At 40.1% G+C, this 18119-nt stretch carries 16 protein-coding genes; 9 read left to right on the top strand and 7 right to left on the bottom strand.

Annotated elements, in window-relative coordinates:
- Positions 1-288: 288 nt before the first annotated feature.
- The 3 genes from KUL10_RS00235 to KUL10_RS00225 form a co-directional block, all read right to left on the bottom strand.
- On the bottom strand, positions 289-1329 hold the full coding sequence (locus tag KUL10_RS00235; RefSeq protein WP_110426905.1) for a S9 family peptidase: 1041 nt from the start codon (positions 1327-1329) through the stop codon (positions 289-291).
- Positions 1330-1463: 134 nt separating this feature from the next.
- Positions 1464-3005, bottom strand: coding sequence for a DNA recombination protein RmuC (rmuC, locus tag KUL10_RS00230; RefSeq protein WP_233499655.1), 1542 nt, complete (start codon positions 3003-3005; stop codon positions 1464-1466).
- 627 nt (positions 3006-3632) lie between these two features.
- Positions 3633-5162, bottom strand: coding sequence for a fumarate hydratase (locus KUL10_RS00225; RefSeq protein ID WP_110426904.1), 1530 nt, complete (start codon positions 5160-5162; stop codon positions 3633-3635).
- A gap of 149 nt (positions 5163-5311) precedes the next feature.
- On the opposite strand from KUL10_RS00225, the gene pabB reads away from it, so the two are divergent.
- From pabB to KUL10_RS00210, 3 genes are all read left to right on the top strand, one after another.
- Complete coding sequence (gene pabB, locus KUL10_RS00220) at positions 5312-6766, top strand: aminodeoxychorismate synthase component I (RefSeq protein WP_233499654.1); 1455 nt, start codon at positions 5312-5314, stop codon at positions 6764-6766.
- Positions 6767-7357, top strand: coding sequence for a CoA pyrophosphatase (locus tag KUL10_RS00215; RefSeq protein ID WP_110426903.1), 591 nt, complete (start codon positions 6767-6769; stop codon positions 7355-7357).
- 125 nt (positions 7358-7482) lie between these two features.
- Positions 7483-8856 (top strand): L-serine ammonia-lyase, encoded by a 1374-nt coding sequence (locus KUL10_RS00210; protein WP_110426902.1) that lies wholly within the window; start codon positions 7483-7485, stop codon positions 8854-8856.
- Between the two features lie 40 nt (positions 8857-8896).
- Here KUL10_RS00210 and cysB read toward each other — a convergent pair whose 3' ends face one another.
- Positions 8897-9871, bottom strand: coding sequence for an HTH-type transcriptional regulator CysB (cysB, locus tag KUL10_RS00205; protein ID WP_110426901.1), 975 nt, complete (start codon positions 9869-9871; stop codon positions 8897-8899).
- Between the two features lie 213 nt (positions 9872-10084).
- On the opposite strand from cysB, the gene KUL10_RS00200 reads away from it, so the two are divergent.
- Positions 10085-10789: a sensor histidine kinase KdpD gene (locus tag KUL10_RS00200; protein ID WP_110426900.1), complete on the top strand. Its 705-nt coding sequence runs from the start codon at positions 10085-10087 to the stop codon at positions 10787-10789.
- Positions 10790-10823: 34 nt separating this feature from the next.
- Positions 10824-11582 carry a hypothetical protein gene (locus tag KUL10_RS00195; protein WP_110426899.1) on the top strand — a complete coding sequence of 253 codons (759 nt, stop codon included), beginning with the start codon at positions 10824-10826 and terminating at the stop codon, positions 11580-11582.
- On the opposite strand, the gene KUL10_RS00190 is transcribed toward KUL10_RS00195, so the two are convergent.
- Positions 11566-12471, bottom strand: a complete 906-nt coding sequence (locus tag KUL10_RS00190; RefSeq protein ID WP_158525285.1) for a LysR family transcriptional regulator — start codon at positions 12469-12471, stop codon at positions 11566-11568. The two genes, KUL10_RS00195 and KUL10_RS00190, sit on opposite strands and share 17 nt — an antisense overlap.
- A 120-nt stretch (positions 12472-12591) precedes the next feature.
- Here KUL10_RS00190 and KUL10_RS00185 point away from each other — a divergent pair, with 120 nt between their 5' ends.
- The 4 genes from KUL10_RS00185 (at position 12592) to KUL10_RS00170 (ending at position 16822) form a co-directional block, all read left to right on the top strand.
- Complete coding sequence (locus tag KUL10_RS00185; RefSeq protein WP_110426897.1) at positions 12592-13299, top strand: CoA transferase subunit A; 708 nt, start codon at positions 12592-12594, stop codon at positions 13297-13299.
- A gap of 2 nt (positions 13300-13301) precedes the next feature.
- On the top strand, positions 13302-13961 hold the full coding sequence (locus tag KUL10_RS00180; protein ID WP_110426896.1) for a CoA transferase subunit B: 660 nt from the start codon (positions 13302-13304) through the stop codon (positions 13959-13961).
- Between the two features lie 222 nt (positions 13962-14183).
- Positions 14184-15566 (top strand): DEAD/DEAH box helicase, encoded by a 1383-nt coding sequence (locus KUL10_RS00175; RefSeq protein ID WP_110426895.1) that lies wholly within the window; start codon positions 14184-14186, stop codon positions 15564-15566.
- Between the two features lie 143 nt (positions 15567-15709).
- Positions 15710-16822, top strand: coding sequence for a zinc-binding dehydrogenase (locus tag KUL10_RS00170; RefSeq protein ID WP_110426894.1), 1113 nt, complete (start codon positions 15710-15712; stop codon positions 16820-16822).
- A gap of 149 nt (positions 16823-16971) precedes the next feature.
- Here the strand turns inward: KUL10_RS00170 and KUL10_RS00165 are convergent, their stop codons facing one another.
- A complete protein-coding gene (locus KUL10_RS00165; protein WP_110426893.1) occupies positions 16972-17640 on the bottom strand; it encodes a glutathione S-transferase in 669 nt (222 codons plus the stop codon).
- Between the two features lie 201 nt (positions 17641-17841).
- Positions 17842-18090, bottom strand: a complete 249-nt coding sequence (locus KUL10_RS00160; RefSeq protein WP_110426892.1) for an EF-hand domain-containing protein — start codon at positions 18088-18090, stop codon at positions 17842-17844.
- Positions 18091-18119 lie beyond the last annotated feature (29 nt).

Raw genomic sequence — 18119 nt, 5'->3', positions numbered from 1 at the left:
TAAATTTATGAGTAGTAACCTATCTCTTGACAACTAAACTAACAAGTCATGTGAGGTAAAGTGCATAAAATCGCGTTAGACGGGACTTTTAGTTCACTTAATTCTTATAAGCAGAAAAGTACACTATTTACCGCCAGTATTTTTGCTTAAACCAAAAATAAAACAAGTGACTAAAAGCAGCTTAGCTCAATCCATAAAATAATGTACTCAACGTGAGCACTAACATTCCGTAATTAGTTTTCGAAGTAAAATTACCGATTTTAATTAATATTTGGATTTCTAAGAAACTCATTCTTCTATTTTCAGATGATTGGCAAACCAATTTAGTAACTCAGTATTCGCTGCTTCTCTATTATTAGTTAGCGAATGGTTATCACCCTCAAATATTCTTAATTTGTAAGGTCGACCATTTTTTTCAAATTTTTCTGCCAGTTTAATTGAATTTGACACATCCACCCGTTTATCTAGTTCGCCATGAAGCAATAATATAGGCAAATTAGTCTCTATTTCATCTGACCAATAAATAGCTGAACGCTTTTTTAATTGTGAGGATTTTTGTGATTCATAGTTTGGTATGCGATTTTTGTAGACGTTTTCCATCTCTGGCCTAAACGCTAATTGCGCTTCCAGATCATAGATACCAGCGCTTAAAACAACCGCTTTTAATGGTTTACTTCTCTCACGCAGTACCATCATAGACTGCATGCCACCTCGACTACTGCCATAGAGTCCCACTCGCTCAAGATCGGCATGATGTAAAAACTCAAGATTATCAATTAAAGTAAGTACATCTTGAACATCAGCGCCACCAAACTCATCTTGAACTTCGCTTTTTCGATGATTTCCACGGTATTGAGAACCTATCACGATAAAGCCCTCGTTTGCCAAGGGCATTAAACTGCCAATCATTGCAGCAAAACCTACCGAACCATAACGTCCGTTTCCGCCCCTGTTATACACAATAACGGGAAGGTCTTTAACTGCTTTGGGCTTGATTGCATAACCGTCAACCCAAATGCCATCGACCTTATAGCGAAACGTTACGCATGAGATATTTTTCTTGAAGTTTTCATACTCAGATTGAGGAAACCTAGTTTTGAACCCATGTATTCGATTAGATAATTCAAATTCATTGCTACTGCGTTTTTTAGAGGATTTGGTGATCATGGCTAACCATGATTCATACGAATCAAAAGGTGCTCTAAAGCAATTTTTTTCATTGATGATGTGTGTTTGAGGAGAAAAAAACTCAGACTGAGATGCTTGTGAATCTAACGACGAAAACATGGCAAACTGAGCCATAAAAAACGATACGGTAAGCTTATACACTTTAGGTTATTCCTTTAACACTTTAAAATGTTGATGTTTTTTTGGAGATTAACATAATTTCACGGAAGTACACAAAGCTATAAATAATCTGATGGTTTATGACAGATCCATTCGCTGCCTAATTTTAATCATACCTAATCCTCACTCTCCAAAAACTTCCCATCTATGTTCTTAGTCGGCTGAACGCCTAGAGATTTAAACTTTTCAGCTTGAGAAAGTAAATTGCCGCGCCCCTTAGAAAGCTTACTTATTGCGCCATCATAATATGTATTTGCACTTTCTAGCGACTTGCCCATTTTATCCATATCAGTGACAAACCCGGCTAGCTTTTCGTACAACTTTCTAGCTTGCTCAGCAATCTTATTCGCATTTTGATTTTGATATTCGTATTGCCAGATATTGTTTATTGTTCTTAATGCAACCAGCAGGTTAGTCGGGCTTACTAACATAATTTGATTGTCTAAGGCCAAATTGATCAAGCTTGAATCATTTTCAACCGCACAAATAAACGCAGTCTCTATTGGTACGAACATCAACACGTAATCCAATGTTTGAATACCTTCAAGTGCTTGATAGTCTTTCTTACTCAGGCCTTTAATATGCCCTTTAAGTGAAGCAATATGTTCTTTTAATGCACTTTTTTGAACCTGTTCATCATCAGAGTTCACATAGCGTTCATATGCATTTAATGAAACTTTAGAGTCGATGACAATGTCTTTTTGATTAGGGAGATGAACCACAACATCTGGTTGATAACGCTTACCTGCTTCGTTCGACAGCGACTTTTGAGTTTCATATTCATGCCCTTTACGCAGGCCAGATTCATCCAATATGCGCTCTAAAACAAGCTCACCCCAGTTTCCTTGTTGCTTGTTATCTCCTTTAAGCGCATTGGTTAAGGCTGCAGCTTCTTGCGTAATTTGTTTATTGAGCGCTTGTAAGCTTAAAATCTCCGATTTCAAAGATGCTCTATCTTTCCCTTCTCTGATATGTTGCTCATTTATCTGTCGCTTAAAGTCGTCCAGTTGATGCTTAAGCGGAGCGACTAATTGAGTTATTCCTTTTTCATTGTTTTCAGTAAAGGCTTTTGCTTTGCTTTCAAATATTCGATTGGCAAGGTTTTCGAATTGTTCGCCCAATTTTTGTTCTGCTTGTTCGAGCATATAGAGCTTCTCTTCAAACGCTTTGCGCTCTTGTGTAAACGAAGCTGTTTTGACTTCCAGATCAGAACGAGCCTGCAAAAGCTCCGTCTTAATACTGTCCAGCTCAAATCTTAACTCTGCGTTTTGATCTTGTTGACGACTCAATTCATTCGCCTGCTCTTGTAATCGCCCAAGCTTTAATTGATGTTGAGAAATTAGCGATTGCATGTTGTGTTTTTGAGTTTCAAATTCTTGCTTCTGGTCACTTATAAATTGCTCTGCTTTGACTAGTTGCTCACGAACAAATTGGTTGTCTTGTGACTGGGTTTGTAACTTAAACTGCAGAAGATTTAGTTCATCATTTAATTGTTTATTTGTTTCATCGAAGTTGTCATTTGCTGTTTGATTAGCTTTAGACAAATTAGCTAACTTGATGATTAAAAACGAAAGTGCAACCAGAAGAAGCGCAAGTACGCCTGCCGCTATGTAAAAATATATAGGTTCGATTGAGTGGTTTTTTAGTATTTCTGACAATGGTTAGCCTTTGCATTAGTTTTTTTGAAACGAACACCACCAATGATAACTGTATTTATATACAGTTTGTAGTGTTTGAAAGAGTTTTTGTGCGTTGTTGTGTTTTGTGGTTTAACACGCTTGTTTGATTATCGATTGTTGTGTTCCAAGGAGGTTCCCTTTTTCAAGGGAATGACGTTTCGCTGTTGTTAATAATTGTGGGTTTCAAGGAGGTCCCCGCATTCGCGAGGATGACGTTTCTTCGGTGTGACAAATTTCATCGTCATTCCTTCGCAGGAAGAAATCTCGTAAATCAACAACCATTCAATCAAACTATTGAGCATACACTACCAGAGAACATTCAGCGCGCCAGATGAGCCCTATGCATTCATAAAAACTTCCAACACAGGACGTGTTGGCAGTAGCGGTCATGGATGGCGAACAGCGGTTTTATGAATGCATAGGGCTTATCTGGCAAAAGCTGAATATTGCTTACAAAGAGCGGTGGTTGATTTTAGGGGATGCTAGGTTCCAAGGAGGTCCCCGCATGCGCGGCAATTACGTTTCTTTGTTATTAACTGCGGTGTGTTTCGTGGAGCTCACCGCTTATGCGGTGAGCTTGTTTTTTTATCAGCAATCAAGGCAAACTTACTTGCTCATTTTAGCATCAAGTTCTTCGATTTTAGCCTTCCAAATCGCAGGACCGGTTTTATGCGCATTTGCACCGGTACTATCAACTGCTACGGTCACAGGCATGTCTTCAACTTCAAATTCGTAGATTGCTTCCATCCCCAAATCTTCAAACGCAACCACACGAGACTTTTTGATCGCTTTTGAAACTAGATACGCTGCACCACCAACGGCCATCAAATACACAGCTTTGTGTTTAGCAATACTGTCGACTGTCGCTGGGCCGCGCTCAGCTTTCCCAATCATGCCAATTAGCCCTGTTTCTTCAAGCATCATGTCAGTAAACTTATCCATGCGCGTTGCTGTTGTGGGTCCTGCTGGCCCAACGACTTCATCGCCAACTGCATCAACAGGGCCGACGTAATAAATAAAGCGATTAGTTAAATCGACGCCATCAGGTAAGCCTTCACCGTTTTGAAGCATGGTTTGAATACGTTTGTGGGCAGCATCGCGTCCCGTTAACATTTTACCAGACAGTAAAACAGTCTCACCGACTTTCCACTCTTGAATATCTTCTTTTGTAACGTTATCAAGGTTAACCCGACGAGTGCCTTCGCTGACTTCCCAAGTGACTTCTGGCCAGTCTTCTAGCTTAGGTGGTTGCAGTTCAGATGGACCCGAACCGTCTAAATAAAAGTGAGCATGTCGTGTTGCAGCACAATTTGGAATCATTGCAATCGGTTTAGAGGCAGCATGTGTGGGTACTGATTTAATCTTGATATCAACAACTGTTGTTAAACCACCCAAACCTTGCGCGCCAATGCCTAACGCATTTACTTTTTTGAAGATATCAACGCGTAGTTTTTCTTCAGTCGTTTCAGGGCCTCTAGCAATTAATTCTTGGATATCAACGGGATCCATGAGGCTTTCTTTTGCAAGCACTGCAGCTTTTTCGGCAGTACCACCAATCCCTATTCCCAACATACCAGGAGGACACCAACCTGCCCCCATTGTCGGCAGTGTTTTAACCACCCATTCTGCAATATCGTCACTCGGGTTTAGCATGACCATTTTCGACTTATTTTCAGAACCACCGCCCTTAGCGGCTATCATCACTTCAATTTTATCGCCTGCTACTGTATCGATGTGCACAACAGCCGGTGTATTGTCTTTGGTATTAGTGCGCGCACCAGCAGGGTCTGCAACAATTGATGCTCGCAGAGGGTTATCAGGATTTAGGTAAGCGCGTCTTGTGCCTTCATCAACCATGTCCTGAACCGTCATATCGGTCTTATCCCACGTGACCCCCATGCCTATTTTTACAAAACAAGTCACGATGCCGGTGTCTTGACATAAAGGTCTTTTGCCCTCAGCTGACATTCTAGAGTTTATGAGGATTTGCGCCATCGCATCTTTTGCAGCTTGGCTTTCTTCTCGCAAATACGCTTGTTCAACTGCTTTTACGTAATCTAGCGGGTGATAATATGAAATGAACTGTAACGCATCTTCGATACTGTCAATAAAATCTTGCTGGCGAATCACTGTCATGTGGGCCTCTTTATTTAAATTTTAGTGATGTTAAAAATTTTACCTAGTATACTACGTAACATACTAAAAAACCGCCAAATTTCTATTCAAACTTTGGTCGCGTTATGCAAATTTGATGTCTTTTTGTTGCGCTAAAGGAAGTGTATTTATTGTCTTCACCTACTAAATTAATTATTGAAGCTCCACAAGACTTGCAGAACAAAACACTAGAAGAAGTGTTTGAGTGCTTACAACACTTGCCTTGGTCTGGTCTTTTGGATACTTGTGAAAATAAGCTAAGCGATGGACGATTCGATATTATTGTTGCCCAGCCTGTCTCTACTATAAGGGCTAAGAACGGACAATTATCATTGTCCAGTGATTTAGAAAATGCACTCAATACCAACTGCCCGTTTGATTACTTAGATAAAGCAGTAAGCCAGTTTTCAAAACGTATTTCAGTGCCTGAATCTATTCAATTAGAAGACGATTGGTTACAAGCGCACAAGCTACCCTTTTTAGTCGGTGCGCTAGGCTTTTTTGCTTATGATCTAAACACCCAAATAGACGGCATCACTAACCCAGATATTATTAAAACAACACCTGAACATTTTGCTGATGATTTCGCGGTTGGTATTTATGACGAATCCATCATTTTTGATAATCATACAAATCAAGTTTTGTATTGTCACTTAGGTGAACGTAAGCTTTTGACACAAATTTCACAACGTGTCAGCAAACCGCAGCAACACACTCACCAAGCGTTTAGTATTGACGAGCACTGGCAAGCTAACGTTGACCAAGCCACCTATATAAAAAACATTGGGCGCATTAAAGACTACTTAGTTGCGGGTGATTGTTATCAAATAAACTATGCACAACAATTTAGAACGCAATACGAAGGTTGTGAATGGGAAGCTTATAAACACCTAAGAACGATTAATAAAGCGCCTTTCTCAAGTTTTCTTCGGCATCACGACTATTCGATTCTTAGCTTGTCCCCTGAACGATTTTTGCAAGTTAAAAATGACAACGTAGAAACCAAACCGATAAAAGGTACAAGACCTCGCTCAAACGATCCTGTTGAGGATAAACGGAACAGCGATGAACTATTAAATGCAGAGAAAGACAGAGCCGAAAATTTGATGATTGTCGATTTGTTAAGAAACGACATTAGTAAGCATTGTCTTGCTCACTCTGTCAAAGTACCCGCTTTATTTAAGCTTGAAAGCTATCCCGCGGTGCATCATATGGTGAGTACCGTCGTAGGAAAAATAAAGCCTGATTCGAGTCCGGTCAAACTGCTAAAAGGTGCATTTCCTGGCGGTTCAATCACGGGTGCGCCAAAAGTGCGCGCCATGCAAATTATCCAAGAACTAGAACAAAACAAACGGGCAATATATTGCGGTAGTATTGGTTACATTGGTATTCGAGGCGATATGGATACAAGTATTTGCATTCGTACAATATTAGCTGAAAATAATCACTTGTATTGTTGGGCTGGAGGCGGAATCGTATTAGATTCAGATGCGCAAGACGAATATCAAGAAAGCTTGCACAAAGTTGCAAAAATACTGCCCGTGTTGAGTAATGACTTCGCTGATAAAACAGCAAGGAGTGATTAAATGCAATTAGATGAATTACTCAAAAGGTTTAATCAAGCATGGCAAGCTAACCCGGTGCATGACTACCCTCACTTGACTTCAAAGCGCCCTGCAGCTGTTTTAATTGCATCTCAATTGATCGATGGTGAACTTCAGATACTTTTCACCAAACGAGCTGAACACTTAGTGCATCATGCAGGACAAATTAGCTTTCCGGGCGGTAAATACGAAGAATCAGATAACGATATTGTTTATACAGCGCTGCGTGAAGCGGAAGAAGAAATTGGGCTACCAGCAGACAGTGTCTCAGTCATTGGCAAACTACCTGAGTTTAAAACCATCAGCGGATTTGAAGTCACGCCTATTTTAGCCCATATCGAAACACCAGTAGATATCGATACTCAACTTTTCATTGATCAAAACGAAGTTGCAGAAGTATTTCAAGTTCCGCTCAGTTATTTGATGGATGAAAAGAATTTATTGGTTCAATATGTTTCACGAAACGGAATCGAAGCGCCCGTTTATTTTATTCCTTATAAAGATCGATACATTTGGGGTGCCACAGCAGGTATCTTGGCCATGCTCAGAGCTCATCTTTTCAATGTTAGTTAGCATGAGCAAAAATAACTAATTTACAATTCATTAGCAATTTTAATGCATTTGATTAGCAATAATCATTTGTTAATCTGTTAAGTTCTGCCAAACTGAAAAATCATAAAAACCGTAAGAGAAGCAATATGATCAGCGTATTTGATATGTTTAGCATTGGAATTGGCCCTTCGAGTTCACACACCGTTGGTCCCATGCGCGCCGCTTTTACTTTTTGTGAATTGTTAAAAAATCAAGGTCCACTTGAAAGCATTGATGAAGTCGTAACTGAACTTTTTGGCTCGTTAGGGCAAACGGGTAAAGGACATGGCACTGGAAAAGCTGTCATCCTTGGGTTATTGGGTTATGAGCCTGAAAGTGTGCCTGTTCAATTGGTCGATAAGATGTTGTTAGACATCGAAAATTCGCAAGCGCTCATGCTGTTAGGCGAGCACAAGATCAAATTTCCTAAACAAAATGCAATTGTTTTTCATCGCCGTAAAACCCTCCCCTTACATGCAAACGCAATGACTTTACGTGCGTTTTCAAAGGGCGAAGCTGTTTTAGAGAAAACCTACTACTCAATTGGCGGTGGGTTTATTGTAGAAGAAGCTGATTTTGCAACTCAAAAGAACGAGAAATTGGCGCAGCAACAGATTGACGCTCCATTTCCATTCAGCAAAGCATCTGAATTACTCAGTATTTGCCAAGAAAACGGTTTCTCAATTAGTAGCCTAATGATAAAAAACGAAACTGCATTTATGCCAGAAACAGAATTGCGCTCAAGACTCGTTGATATATGGCAGGTAATGCAAGAGTGCGTGCAAAACGGAATTAGTACCGAAGGCATATTGCCAGGTGGTTTAAAAGTACACCGCCGTGCCTCTGCATTGCATCGACGTCTACTGAATGAACATAGCACAGATCCAATGCTCGCAATGGATTGGGTGAACCTATTTGCACTGGCAGTGAATGAAGAAAACGCAGCAGGTGGCCGAGTAGTTACAGCACCCACAAATGGCGCGGCTGGTATTATTCCTGCGGTGCTACATTACTTTGATAAATTTATTCGACCAGTGGATGATGATACTGTTTGTAGATATCTATTAACCGCCGCTGCGATTGGTATTTTGTATAAAAAGAACGCCTCAATCTCTGGTGCCGAAGTTGGTTGCCAAGGAGAAGTCGGTGTAGCCTGTTCTATGGCTGCTGGTGCATTAACTGAAATTTTGGGCGGGTCAATTCATGCAGTTGAAAACGCAGCGGAAATCGGCATGGAACACAACCTTGGTTTGACGTGTGATCCGGTTGGCGGGCTAGTCCAAGTGCCTTGTATCGAACGAAATGCGATGGGTGCGATAAAAGCGATTAATGCATCAAGACTTGCAGTACGTGGAACGGGTAACCACAAAGTATCGTTAGATAAAGTCATCAAAACGATGTGGGATACAGGCAACGACATGAAGACTAAATATAAGGAAACTGCCAGAGGTGGACTGGCAGTTAATATTATTGAGTGCTAAATCTACGCAATATTGCACCCCTAAATTTGAAGTAAAAACCTTACTTTACTGGCAGCGTTAAGCCCTTAAACATTTTCTCTACTTCATCATTGTTCTTTTGCATCATTGCACGTTCTACCACTTCTTTGGTTAAGTGCGGTGCAAAACGCTCAATAAAGTCGTACATATAATTACGCAAAAAAGACCCTTTTCTAAAGCCAATCTTAGTCGTGCTGTAATCGAACAGATGACTCGCGTCAATTTTAACCAAGTCAGAGTCTAATTCATCATCAACGGCCATCGAAGCTATCACACCGATTCCTACGCCTAATCTGACATAGGTCTTAATTACATCTGCGTCGGTCGCGGTAAATACAATTTTGGGTTCTAAGCCAGCGCGATCAAACGCTTGATCTAATTCAGAACGACCAGTAAAGCCAAAAACATAGGTGACTAACGGGTATTTAGCAATGTCCTCGATACTAATTGTGCCTCGTTTAGCCAATGGATGTTGTTTATTGACGATGACACTTCTGTTCCAGTGATAGCATGGCAACATCACTAAGTCGTTGTACAAATGCAGTGACTCAGTGGCAATCGCAAAGTCTGCCTCTCCTTTCGCTGCTAAGTCACTAATTTGCGAAGGCGTACCTTGATGCATATGCAAAGATACTTTAGGAAACTTAGTCATAAAGCCTTGAATCACGTCAGGCAGCGCGTAGCGTGCCTGAGTGTGTGTTGTCGCAATATTCAACTTGCCTTGATCGGGCAACGTATGCTCGCGCGCAACCGCTTTTATGCTTTCTACTTTCGCGAGTATCTCACGCGAAATATTAATCACATCTTTACCAGATTCGGTCACGTGAGTCAGATGCTTTCCACTTCTTCCAAAGATTTGAATACCCAGTTCATCTTCTAACATTCTTACCTGTTTACTGATCCCAGGTTGAGAGGTATATAAACTTTCTGCAGTTGCAGAAACGTTTAAGTTGTTGTTCAGCACTTCCACGATGTATCTGAGTTGTTGTAACTTCATTATCCAGCCTTGATTTGAGAGCGATTTGACGCAGAAATTAGGTAAGTCGGCTTACTTAATTTGGTATATGCATTTTTATATCTAAATTTTGCTTAAAAAGCTATAAAAATGCATAAGAATTTTCATTAATTTTACGACGCCCTAATTATTACTCCATTTCTCGTTTAATTTGCCGATAAAGGTCTAATGAAGAAATTGTGTAGTCGCTAAAGAATGAATCAAGAAGAACAACCTGGTTTAGCCGATATTGATTTTCCAACAATCATGGCCGTCGCGGTTCACGATATGAAAAACTCATTAAGCCTCTTGATGCAATCTGTTGAACAACTGTCTAACGAAATTTCCGACAAGGAATATCAGGCAAGACAACATCTAACTGACGTTCATTATGAAGCAAATAGAATGAACACAACACTAGTACAGGTTTTATCGCTATATCGAGCCGATATGGATGCATTACCAACGAATATAGATGAATGTTTTTTAGATGAATTGGTCGAGGAATTAGTTGACACGAACTTAAGTTATACCAAACAAAGAGACATTAATGTAACGGTTGATGTTGATGAAGACCTATCTTGGTACTTAGATAAGGATCTCGTGTTCTTGTTGATGCATGACGTTATCGTCAATAGCGTAAGATATGGCGCTAGTACAATATCCATTGCTGTTAGTATTGAAAATGAATACCTAGTTATAAGTGTGAGAGACAATGGACCGGGCTATCCTGATAACATGTTGCATATGAGCAATGTTAAATTAGACAAATACTGTATAAACGAAGGTAGAACTGGTTTAGGGCTTTATTTTGCGAGAATGATCGCACAAACACACAAAAACAAAGATAAACAAGGTTGCATAAAGCTGTCCAATTGCGCTGCAACTGGCGGTAGTATTTTTCAGTTGTACTTACCATAGCGTTGCGCCTAGAAATAAAGGAAACATCAAAACCATGTACGCGATGATCATCATTCTTATAGTTGTATTGATACTTGCAGGTATTGCGGCAAGTGCTATTCAGCAACATAAGGAAAGAAAGGAAGCCGAACTTCGTGATGAAATGGCAAGGCAAAAATCAATCATTGATGACACCGAAAGTGCAATAACCTTAGCAGGCCAAATGCCCGTTTCTCAGCAGTTGATTGCCCTTCTCCACAAGCGCATTTTAAATGCTTTAAAGCAAAGCCTTGAATCAAACCCTCAACCTGACACAAAGCAGAGAATTGCTGACATCACGGCCGTTATCAAAAATATCGACGAGACTGAACCAGCCCCTGATTTAAGCACTTTTCGATTGCCTCAAAGTGATAAAGTTATTATTAAGTACATTCAGGCGATTAAAAAGCTTCGCGTGATATTGCGATCTGAAAATCAAAAAGGGAATGTGCCACCAAAAGTATTTACAGCGGAAGACAAAACTCTAGAAAAGCTTCAATTACGTGTAAACGTTGAAACCCTTGGTAAAAGAGCAAATGATGCCATCCGCACCAATATGCAGGGTTCTGCCAAACAGTATGTAGAAAAAGCCATTGGTGCGTTAAAGAAACAAAACCCTCAAGATGAGTATACGACTTCTCGTGCCGCAGAGTTTGAACAGATGCTCAGTGGTATTGATTCCGCCGCCGCTAAAAATATAATCACTCAAGCTCAAGCCGGAGAAGAAAAGAAAGAGGACATCGACTCACTATTTGCTCCTAAGAAAAAGTGGTAGAGACTCTTAGGTTTTTACTTAGTTCTTTGAGAAATAATTGAGCAGCGCTCGATAATTTTCCGCGTTTTTTCATTAACACACCAATTTCTTTAGTAAACTCATTACTTGAAAAATTGACGCAAACACAACCTTTTGAAAGCATCAGTTGACGACATATCTTTGGTGCAATCGTTACACCCATGCCATTCGCTACCATCTGACCTAAGGTGCTGAACTGTGAAGTTTCTGCGATCATATCTGGCTTTATATTAAGACTTTCAAGGTTATTATCAATCCAAGTTCTTATACTAGAGCCATGATTCATGAACACCATGGGAATACTATTGAGTTGCTCAATCTCAACTCGATCATAACTTGCATATTTATGCTCTTTATTGACGACGAGCATAAAACTATCTTCTATGAGCGGCGTAAATATTAACCCAGTCAAATCATTGGGTCTGAAAACAAACCCTAACTCGGTCCTTCCATCTTGTACATGCTGTATGACTCGCTCCATGACTTCATCGAGTAAACGTATTTGAATATTGGGGTTATTATTATGATAGTTAGCAAGGTTGGTAGCCAAGATTCCATCAGCAAAAGATGGCATTGCAGCGATATTCAAAACCCCTCTTTGTAATTTAAATAAACTAGTTACATCGCTAAGCGCTGTCTCCCAGTCGTTCAAAAGACGCTTTGCAACAGGTAAAAACTCTTTACCCTCGGGTGTTAAACTAACGCGTCGAGTAGAACGCGAAAATAGCTTGCCACCGATGCTTTCTTCCATGTTTTTAATCGCAGTCGAAAGCGCAGGTTGTGAAATAAATAGGCGTTCTGATGCTTCGGCAAAACTGCCTAATTCTGCAATCGTAACAAAGGCGACTATATTTTTATGGGTAACATTCAAAACAACACCTAATTGATAAATATAATTTATTAATATACATATTAATTCAATTTTACAAAAAGCCAACTTTATTAAATACTTTAAGCATATATGCGTTAAATTTTGAAAAAGGGGAATCAAATGGCAGGGTTTGACAAAGTAGTAACTAGCTACGAAGCAGCGATGGAGGGCCTAAAAGACGATATGACAGTTATCGCCGGAGGGTTCGGCCTATGTGGTATTCCAGAGGGTCTAATTGGTCAAATAAAACACATGGGAGTGAAAGACTTGACGATTGTTTCAAACAATTGTGGCGTTGATGGATTTGGACTTGGGGTTTTACTAGAAGACAAGCAAGTAAAAAAGATGGTGTCTTCATATGTAGGCGAAAATGCCCTTTTTGAACAACAATTATTAAATGGCGAGCTTGAAGTAGAACTTACACCGCAAGGCACGCTCGCCGAAAAGATGAGAGCGGGTGGCGCTGGTATTCCTGCTTTTTACACTGCAACTGGATACGGTACTCCTGTTGGCGAAGGCAAGGAATCGAGAGAGTTTAACGGGCGCAACTATATTCTAGAAGAAGCTATCACAGGCGATTTTGCAATCGTTAAGGCCTACAAAGCTGACCGTTATGGAAATTGTATTTATCGCCATACCGCAATGAACTTTAATCCAATGGCGGCGACAGCCGGTAAAATCACCGTGCTGGAAGTAGAAGAAATCGTCGAACCCGGGGAACTTGAGCCAAGCCAAATCCATACACCAGGTATATATGTAGACCGCGTTATTCAAGGTAGTTTTGAAAAGCGTATAGAAAGATTAGTGACTGCTAAGGGAGGTAAATAATCATGGCCTTATCAAGAGATCAAATTGCAATGAGAGTAGCAAAAGAGTTCAAAGATGGAGACTATGTGAACCTAGGTATTGGTATTCCAACCTTGGCGGCAAATTTTGTTCCAGACGATATCTCTGTCATGCTTCAATCAGAAAATGGATTGTTAGGCATGGGCCCGTATCCAAACGAAGAGGAAGTCGATGCTGATATGATCAATGCAGGAAAAGAGACGGTAACCGCGTCAACCGGAGCATCAATTTTCAGTTCTGCGGAAAGCTTTGCCATGATTCGAGGTGGGCACGTTGACTTTACAGTGTTGGGAGCTTTTGAGGTCGATGTCAATGGCAGCATCGCTTCATGGATGATTCCTAACAAATTGATAAAAGGAATGGGTGGTGCAATGGACTTAGTGGCTGGCGCTAAAAACATTATAGTCACGATGACCCATGCGGATAAGCATGGTAACTCAAAGCTCCTACCCGCCTGTACTCTCCCCCTAACCGGCGTTAACTGCATTACGCGTATTATTACTGATTTAGCGGTGTTAGAAGTCAAAGACCAAGCTTTTCACCTTAAGGAGCGCGCTCCTGGTGTGTCTATCGAAGAAATTATAGAAAAAACCGCAGGCAAGTTGATTGTTGGTGAAAACGTTCCTGAAATGATTTTAGATTAAATAGTGAATATCGATACTTTTATCGAGCTATGAATTTCTATTGCTCGATAAAAGTATTAAAAGCAAACTACCCCAAATCCTTTTCAAATAACCATACCATCTTTACTAACATTCATTGTCATGCATACCCAGACAGCCTTGGATAGATGAAAGATAGATAAAAGTTGGTTAATTATCTCAATTACTAGATAATACGCGCAAATGAATTAAAGAGTGCCATACGTGTTATTTGAAGATCTTCCGATAGACCACAGAATCAAGAAATGTTTAGAGATAATGCAATTAACTCAACCCACTATGATTCAGCAAAAAAGCATACCTGCTGGTATCTTAGGAAAGGATATTTTAGCATCATCAAAGACAGGTTCAGGAAAAACGCTGGCGTTTTTAATTCCGGCAGTCAATCGCTTACTGACTCAAAAACCGCTATCTCGACAAGATCCAAGAGCAATTATCCTTGCTCCTACTAGAGAACTGGCTAAACAAGTGTTTATGCAAGCCAAGAAACTCACACAAAAATTGCCGACTTCAGTCACACTCGTCGTCGGCGGTGAGAATTATAATGACCAGGCCAAAGTGCTGCGCAAAAACCCGGATATCATCGTTGGCACGGCTGGTAGGATTGCAGACCATATTGGCGATAAGCATTTCTTTTTAGACGGGATAGAATTATTAATCCTTGATGAAGCTGACCGAATGCTTGAACTAGGATTCTCTCAACAACTGCATCTTATTAATGACAAAGCAAAACATAGAAAGCGCCAGACTATGATGTTTTCAGCGACCATTGATAGTGCAGCGATTCACAATATGACACATCAAATGCTAAATGCGCCTGAAAAAATCATAATAGATGAACAGTCGAGTCCACATATTGATATTCAGCAGTCTTTCTACTTGTCTGATGGGGTAAGTCACAAAGATATGTTGTTACTCAAAGCGCTAACGATAAAAGATCGCGAACAAGCTATCGTATTTACAGCTACCCGCGAAGATACCGCTAGGATTGCCGGACAACTAGAAAAAGCAGGAATGATTGCAGCTGTATTACATGGTGAACTCGCACAAAATCAACGTTCGGCTGTTATCAATAGCTTTACCAGTGGTAAACAAGATGTATTGGTCACCACAGACTTAGCAGCGCGTGGCTTAGATTTACTTAACGTCGCACTCGTCATTAATTACGACATGCCTAAGTTTGCAGATGAATACATCCATAGAATTGGCCGAACCGGACGGGCTGGCAATCAAGGTGAAGCAAAGTCATTTATTAGCCGCAAAGACTGGGGAAGCTTCCAAGCAGTCAAGACTAAATTGAATCAGGAATATGAATTTTCTGAAATTGAAGGTGTGACTACAAAGTTTTCTGGCGTGAAAGCAAAGAAAAAAATCACATCTAAACAGCAAAGTACTAAGTCTAAAGCTGGTAATAAAAAAGCCAATAGTTCCTTTGATTCATCTTTAAAAAAATCATCAAAACGTTTGCTTACTGAGGGTTCAGTAGATGCTGGATTCATTCCTGTGAAACGGAAAATTAGGCCACTTGATAACAGTGCTTCAATTGATACTGAAGAACCAACAGAAAACCTTAAGCATTCAGATTAAAAGAATAGCGCAGAAGCAAAATCTATATAATTCGTGCATATCCATTAATTAAATTGATAGTAAACCAACATTTTGTATAAGTGTTGGTGCTGTTAACGGCATGTTAACTTATCGGGATATTGAACAACCGATGAGAATAAAAAATGACAACACCTACCCAACTGTTCACCGAAATAAGCTCTCAAGGCGAGTTAAAAATAACATTAGACGAAGTTAAAATGCCGACACCAAAACCACATGAAGTGGTTGTGGAAATTCAAGCTGCGCCAATCAACCCCTCAGATATGTGGCCAATGTTTGGCCCAGCAGATTTACGCGAAGCATCATTGTCTGGCAACACACTAAGCGCACCGGTTCACAAAGGTATGCTGCCTCGTATTAAATCTCGTTTAGACCAAAAACTGCCGATTGGAAATGAAGGCGCAGGCATAGTTGTTGCGGCAGGCGAAGATCCAAAAGCTCAAGCCTTAATCGGCAAAATGGTTGCAGTGTTATCTGGCGCCACTTATGCAAAATACTGCTGCGTACCTATTCAAGCTGTGATGCTTCACAACGAAGGTACTACTGCACTTCAAGCTGCGTCTTCATTTGTTAATCCTCTTACCGCATTAAGTATGGTTGAAACCATGCGCCAAGAAGGCCATAAAGCACTTGTGCACACCGCTGCTGCCAGTAGCTTAGGCATTATGCTCAACAAAATTTGTATGGCGGAAGGTATTGAGCTAGTCAATATCGTTCGTAAACAAGAACAGGTCGAAATACTTGAGTCACTTGGTGCAAAATATATCTGCAATTCTTCAAGTGATAGCTTTAAAAAAGACCTTTATTTAGCGATCGAAGAAACAGGCGCGACGCTCGCGTTTGACGCCATTGGCGGTGGTGAGTTAGTCAGTGATATTTTAACGGCAATGGAAATGGTAGGTAGTAAAGACGCGACAGGCTTTAATACTTACGGTTCAGCTGACAATAAACAAGTCTATATTTACGGTGGTCTTGATTTCTCCCCTACTACATTAAACCGAGCATACGGCATGACGTGGAGCATCGGTGGATGGTTATTAATGCGTTTCTTAGGAAAACTCGATATTAAACAAGTATTGGCCATGCACAAACGCGTAGCCGATGAAATCGACAGCACATTTAAGCTTGATTTTAGTGCTGAGCTAACACTTGCAGAAGTCTTGGAGCCGAAGAATATAGCTGCCTATAATGCGAAAAAAACGGGTGAAAAATACTACGTTAATCCATCTAAATAAAGTGAATTAAAAAAGCTAATTAGAAACACCGAGCCCAAACTTACATGCGTTTGGGCTTTTTTATATTGCGAAGGCAAATTGATAACACTTCCCCTCGGCCCTTTCAAAATAAAGGGCTCGAACCGCAAAATCAATAAGAATTTAAAATACTAACTCGATTTAAACGCTTCTTTCAAATATGCGTGAAATGCAGGTGTTGCTGCTTTTCTAGCTTCACTTATTGCAATCACTTCCGGCATCTCATTCAAACGTTTCATCAATTCTTTTGAGCCCGGTGCATGCTCGAATAAATCCACATCAAATAACTTTTTTGCCACCGATGACGCTAGGTCAACTGAGTATAAGAAAAAGATATCAGCTGCTGAAAAAGTATCACCAGCTACATACGGCTTAAACGATGCCGCACGAGACAGAGATTGCATGCCATTAAATAATGCTCTTTTAACCTCTTTTTTTGTATTCTCATGAACGGGGACACCCCAAAACGCCTCTGTATGGCAACGCCGAGCCGGCAGTTCGATATATAATTCAATCATTTTGACAAGCTCTTTAACTCTAGCGGATTCAAAACTATCTTTAGGATAGAGAGGATTTTTTTCTGACATGGCGTCGATATATTCCAAAATCACATTTGTTTCAATTAACACACCATGATCTGTTTTTAATGCGGGTACCTTGCCTGTTGGACATATCTGTAAATACTCTTTTGTTTGATTTGGGTAAGTATCAACTTGTGTGTACTCTACCCCTTTAAGCGCAAAACCGAGTTTTAGCATATTGTGGTAGTTACTAACGTCGAAACCATAAAGCGTAAGCATAGAGATGTCCTTGATTATGAGTTGTATTTTCATCAATACTTTGGCGCGAGAAACGACAGTGTGCAACATTCATATAGTGATAGTTGTCTATTAATCTTGATTAATTTAAAACATACTAAGGTTTTGGAATATAAATTTTGTCCACAAAAAAAGCGCTTTAAAAGCGCTTTTCGTATTACCTTTTTTAGATGGTTTAAGCACTTAGTACTCCCACCAACCTTCTTTCCACCATTCTAAGAATTCTTCAAAATCAATTGCACCATCATTATTCGTATCAATCAGCGAGAAACCATCCTGAACGTGACTTGCTTTTGTTTTTGGCGATAATACAGTCAAAAGCTCTATAAACTCTTGCATATCAATAGAACCGTCTTTATCTCGGTCAAAAAAGTCAAAATCGGAGCGTACTTCAGCAATTTGCTCTGCTGTTAGTTGTTTATCTTGCGCCATGCTATGCCCTTGTTATTTTTATACAAGTT

It is taken from the genome of Glaciecola sp. KUL10, assembly GCF_003203515.1.
Classification (GTDB): domain Bacteria; phylum Pseudomonadota; class Gammaproteobacteria; order Enterobacterales; family Alteromonadaceae; genus Glaciecola.
Note: the sequence above shows the minus strand (reverse complement) of the source record. Positions and strands in the feature narration are given on the sequence as shown.

Coding starts and splice junctions, on each gene's coding strand:
- KUL10_RS00225 (WP_110426904.1), bottom strand. CDS start 5,162: ATGACAGTGATTCGCCAGCAAGATTTTATTGACAGTATCGAAGATGCG.
- KUL10_RS00160 (WP_110426892.1), bottom strand. CDS start 18,090: ATGGCGCAAGATAAACAACTAACAGCAGAGCAAATTGCTGAAGTACGC.
- cysB (WP_110426901.1), bottom strand. CDS start 9,871: ATGAAGTTACAACAACTCAGATACATCGTGGAAGTGCTGAACAACAAC.
- KUL10_RS00180 (WP_110426896.1), top strand. CDS start 13,302: ATGGCCTTATCAAGAGATCAAATTGCAATGAGAGTAGCAAAAGAGTTC.
- KUL10_RS00170 (WP_110426894.1), top strand. CDS start 15,710: ATGACAACACCTACCCAACTGTTCACCGAAATAAGCTCTCAAGGCGAG.
- KUL10_RS00215 (WP_110426903.1), top strand. CDS start 6,767: ATGCAATTAGATGAATTACTCAAAAGGTTTAATCAAGCATGGCAAGCT.
- KUL10_RS00210 (WP_110426902.1), top strand. CDS start 7,483: ATGATCAGCGTATTTGATATGTTTAGCATTGGAATTGGCCCTTCGAGT.
- KUL10_RS00185 (WP_110426897.1), top strand. CDS start 12,592: ATGGCAGGGTTTGACAAAGTAGTAACTAGCTACGAAGCAGCGATGGAG.
- KUL10_RS00165 (WP_110426893.1), bottom strand. CDS start 17,640: ATGCTTACGCTTTATGGTTTCGACGTTAGTAACTACCACAATATGCTA.
- KUL10_RS00200 (WP_110426900.1), top strand. CDS start 10,085: ATGAATCAAGAAGAACAACCTGGTTTAGCCGATATTGATTTTCCAACA.
- KUL10_RS00195 (WP_110426899.1), top strand. CDS start 10,824: ATGTACGCGATGATCATCATTCTTATAGTTGTATTGATACTTGCAGGT.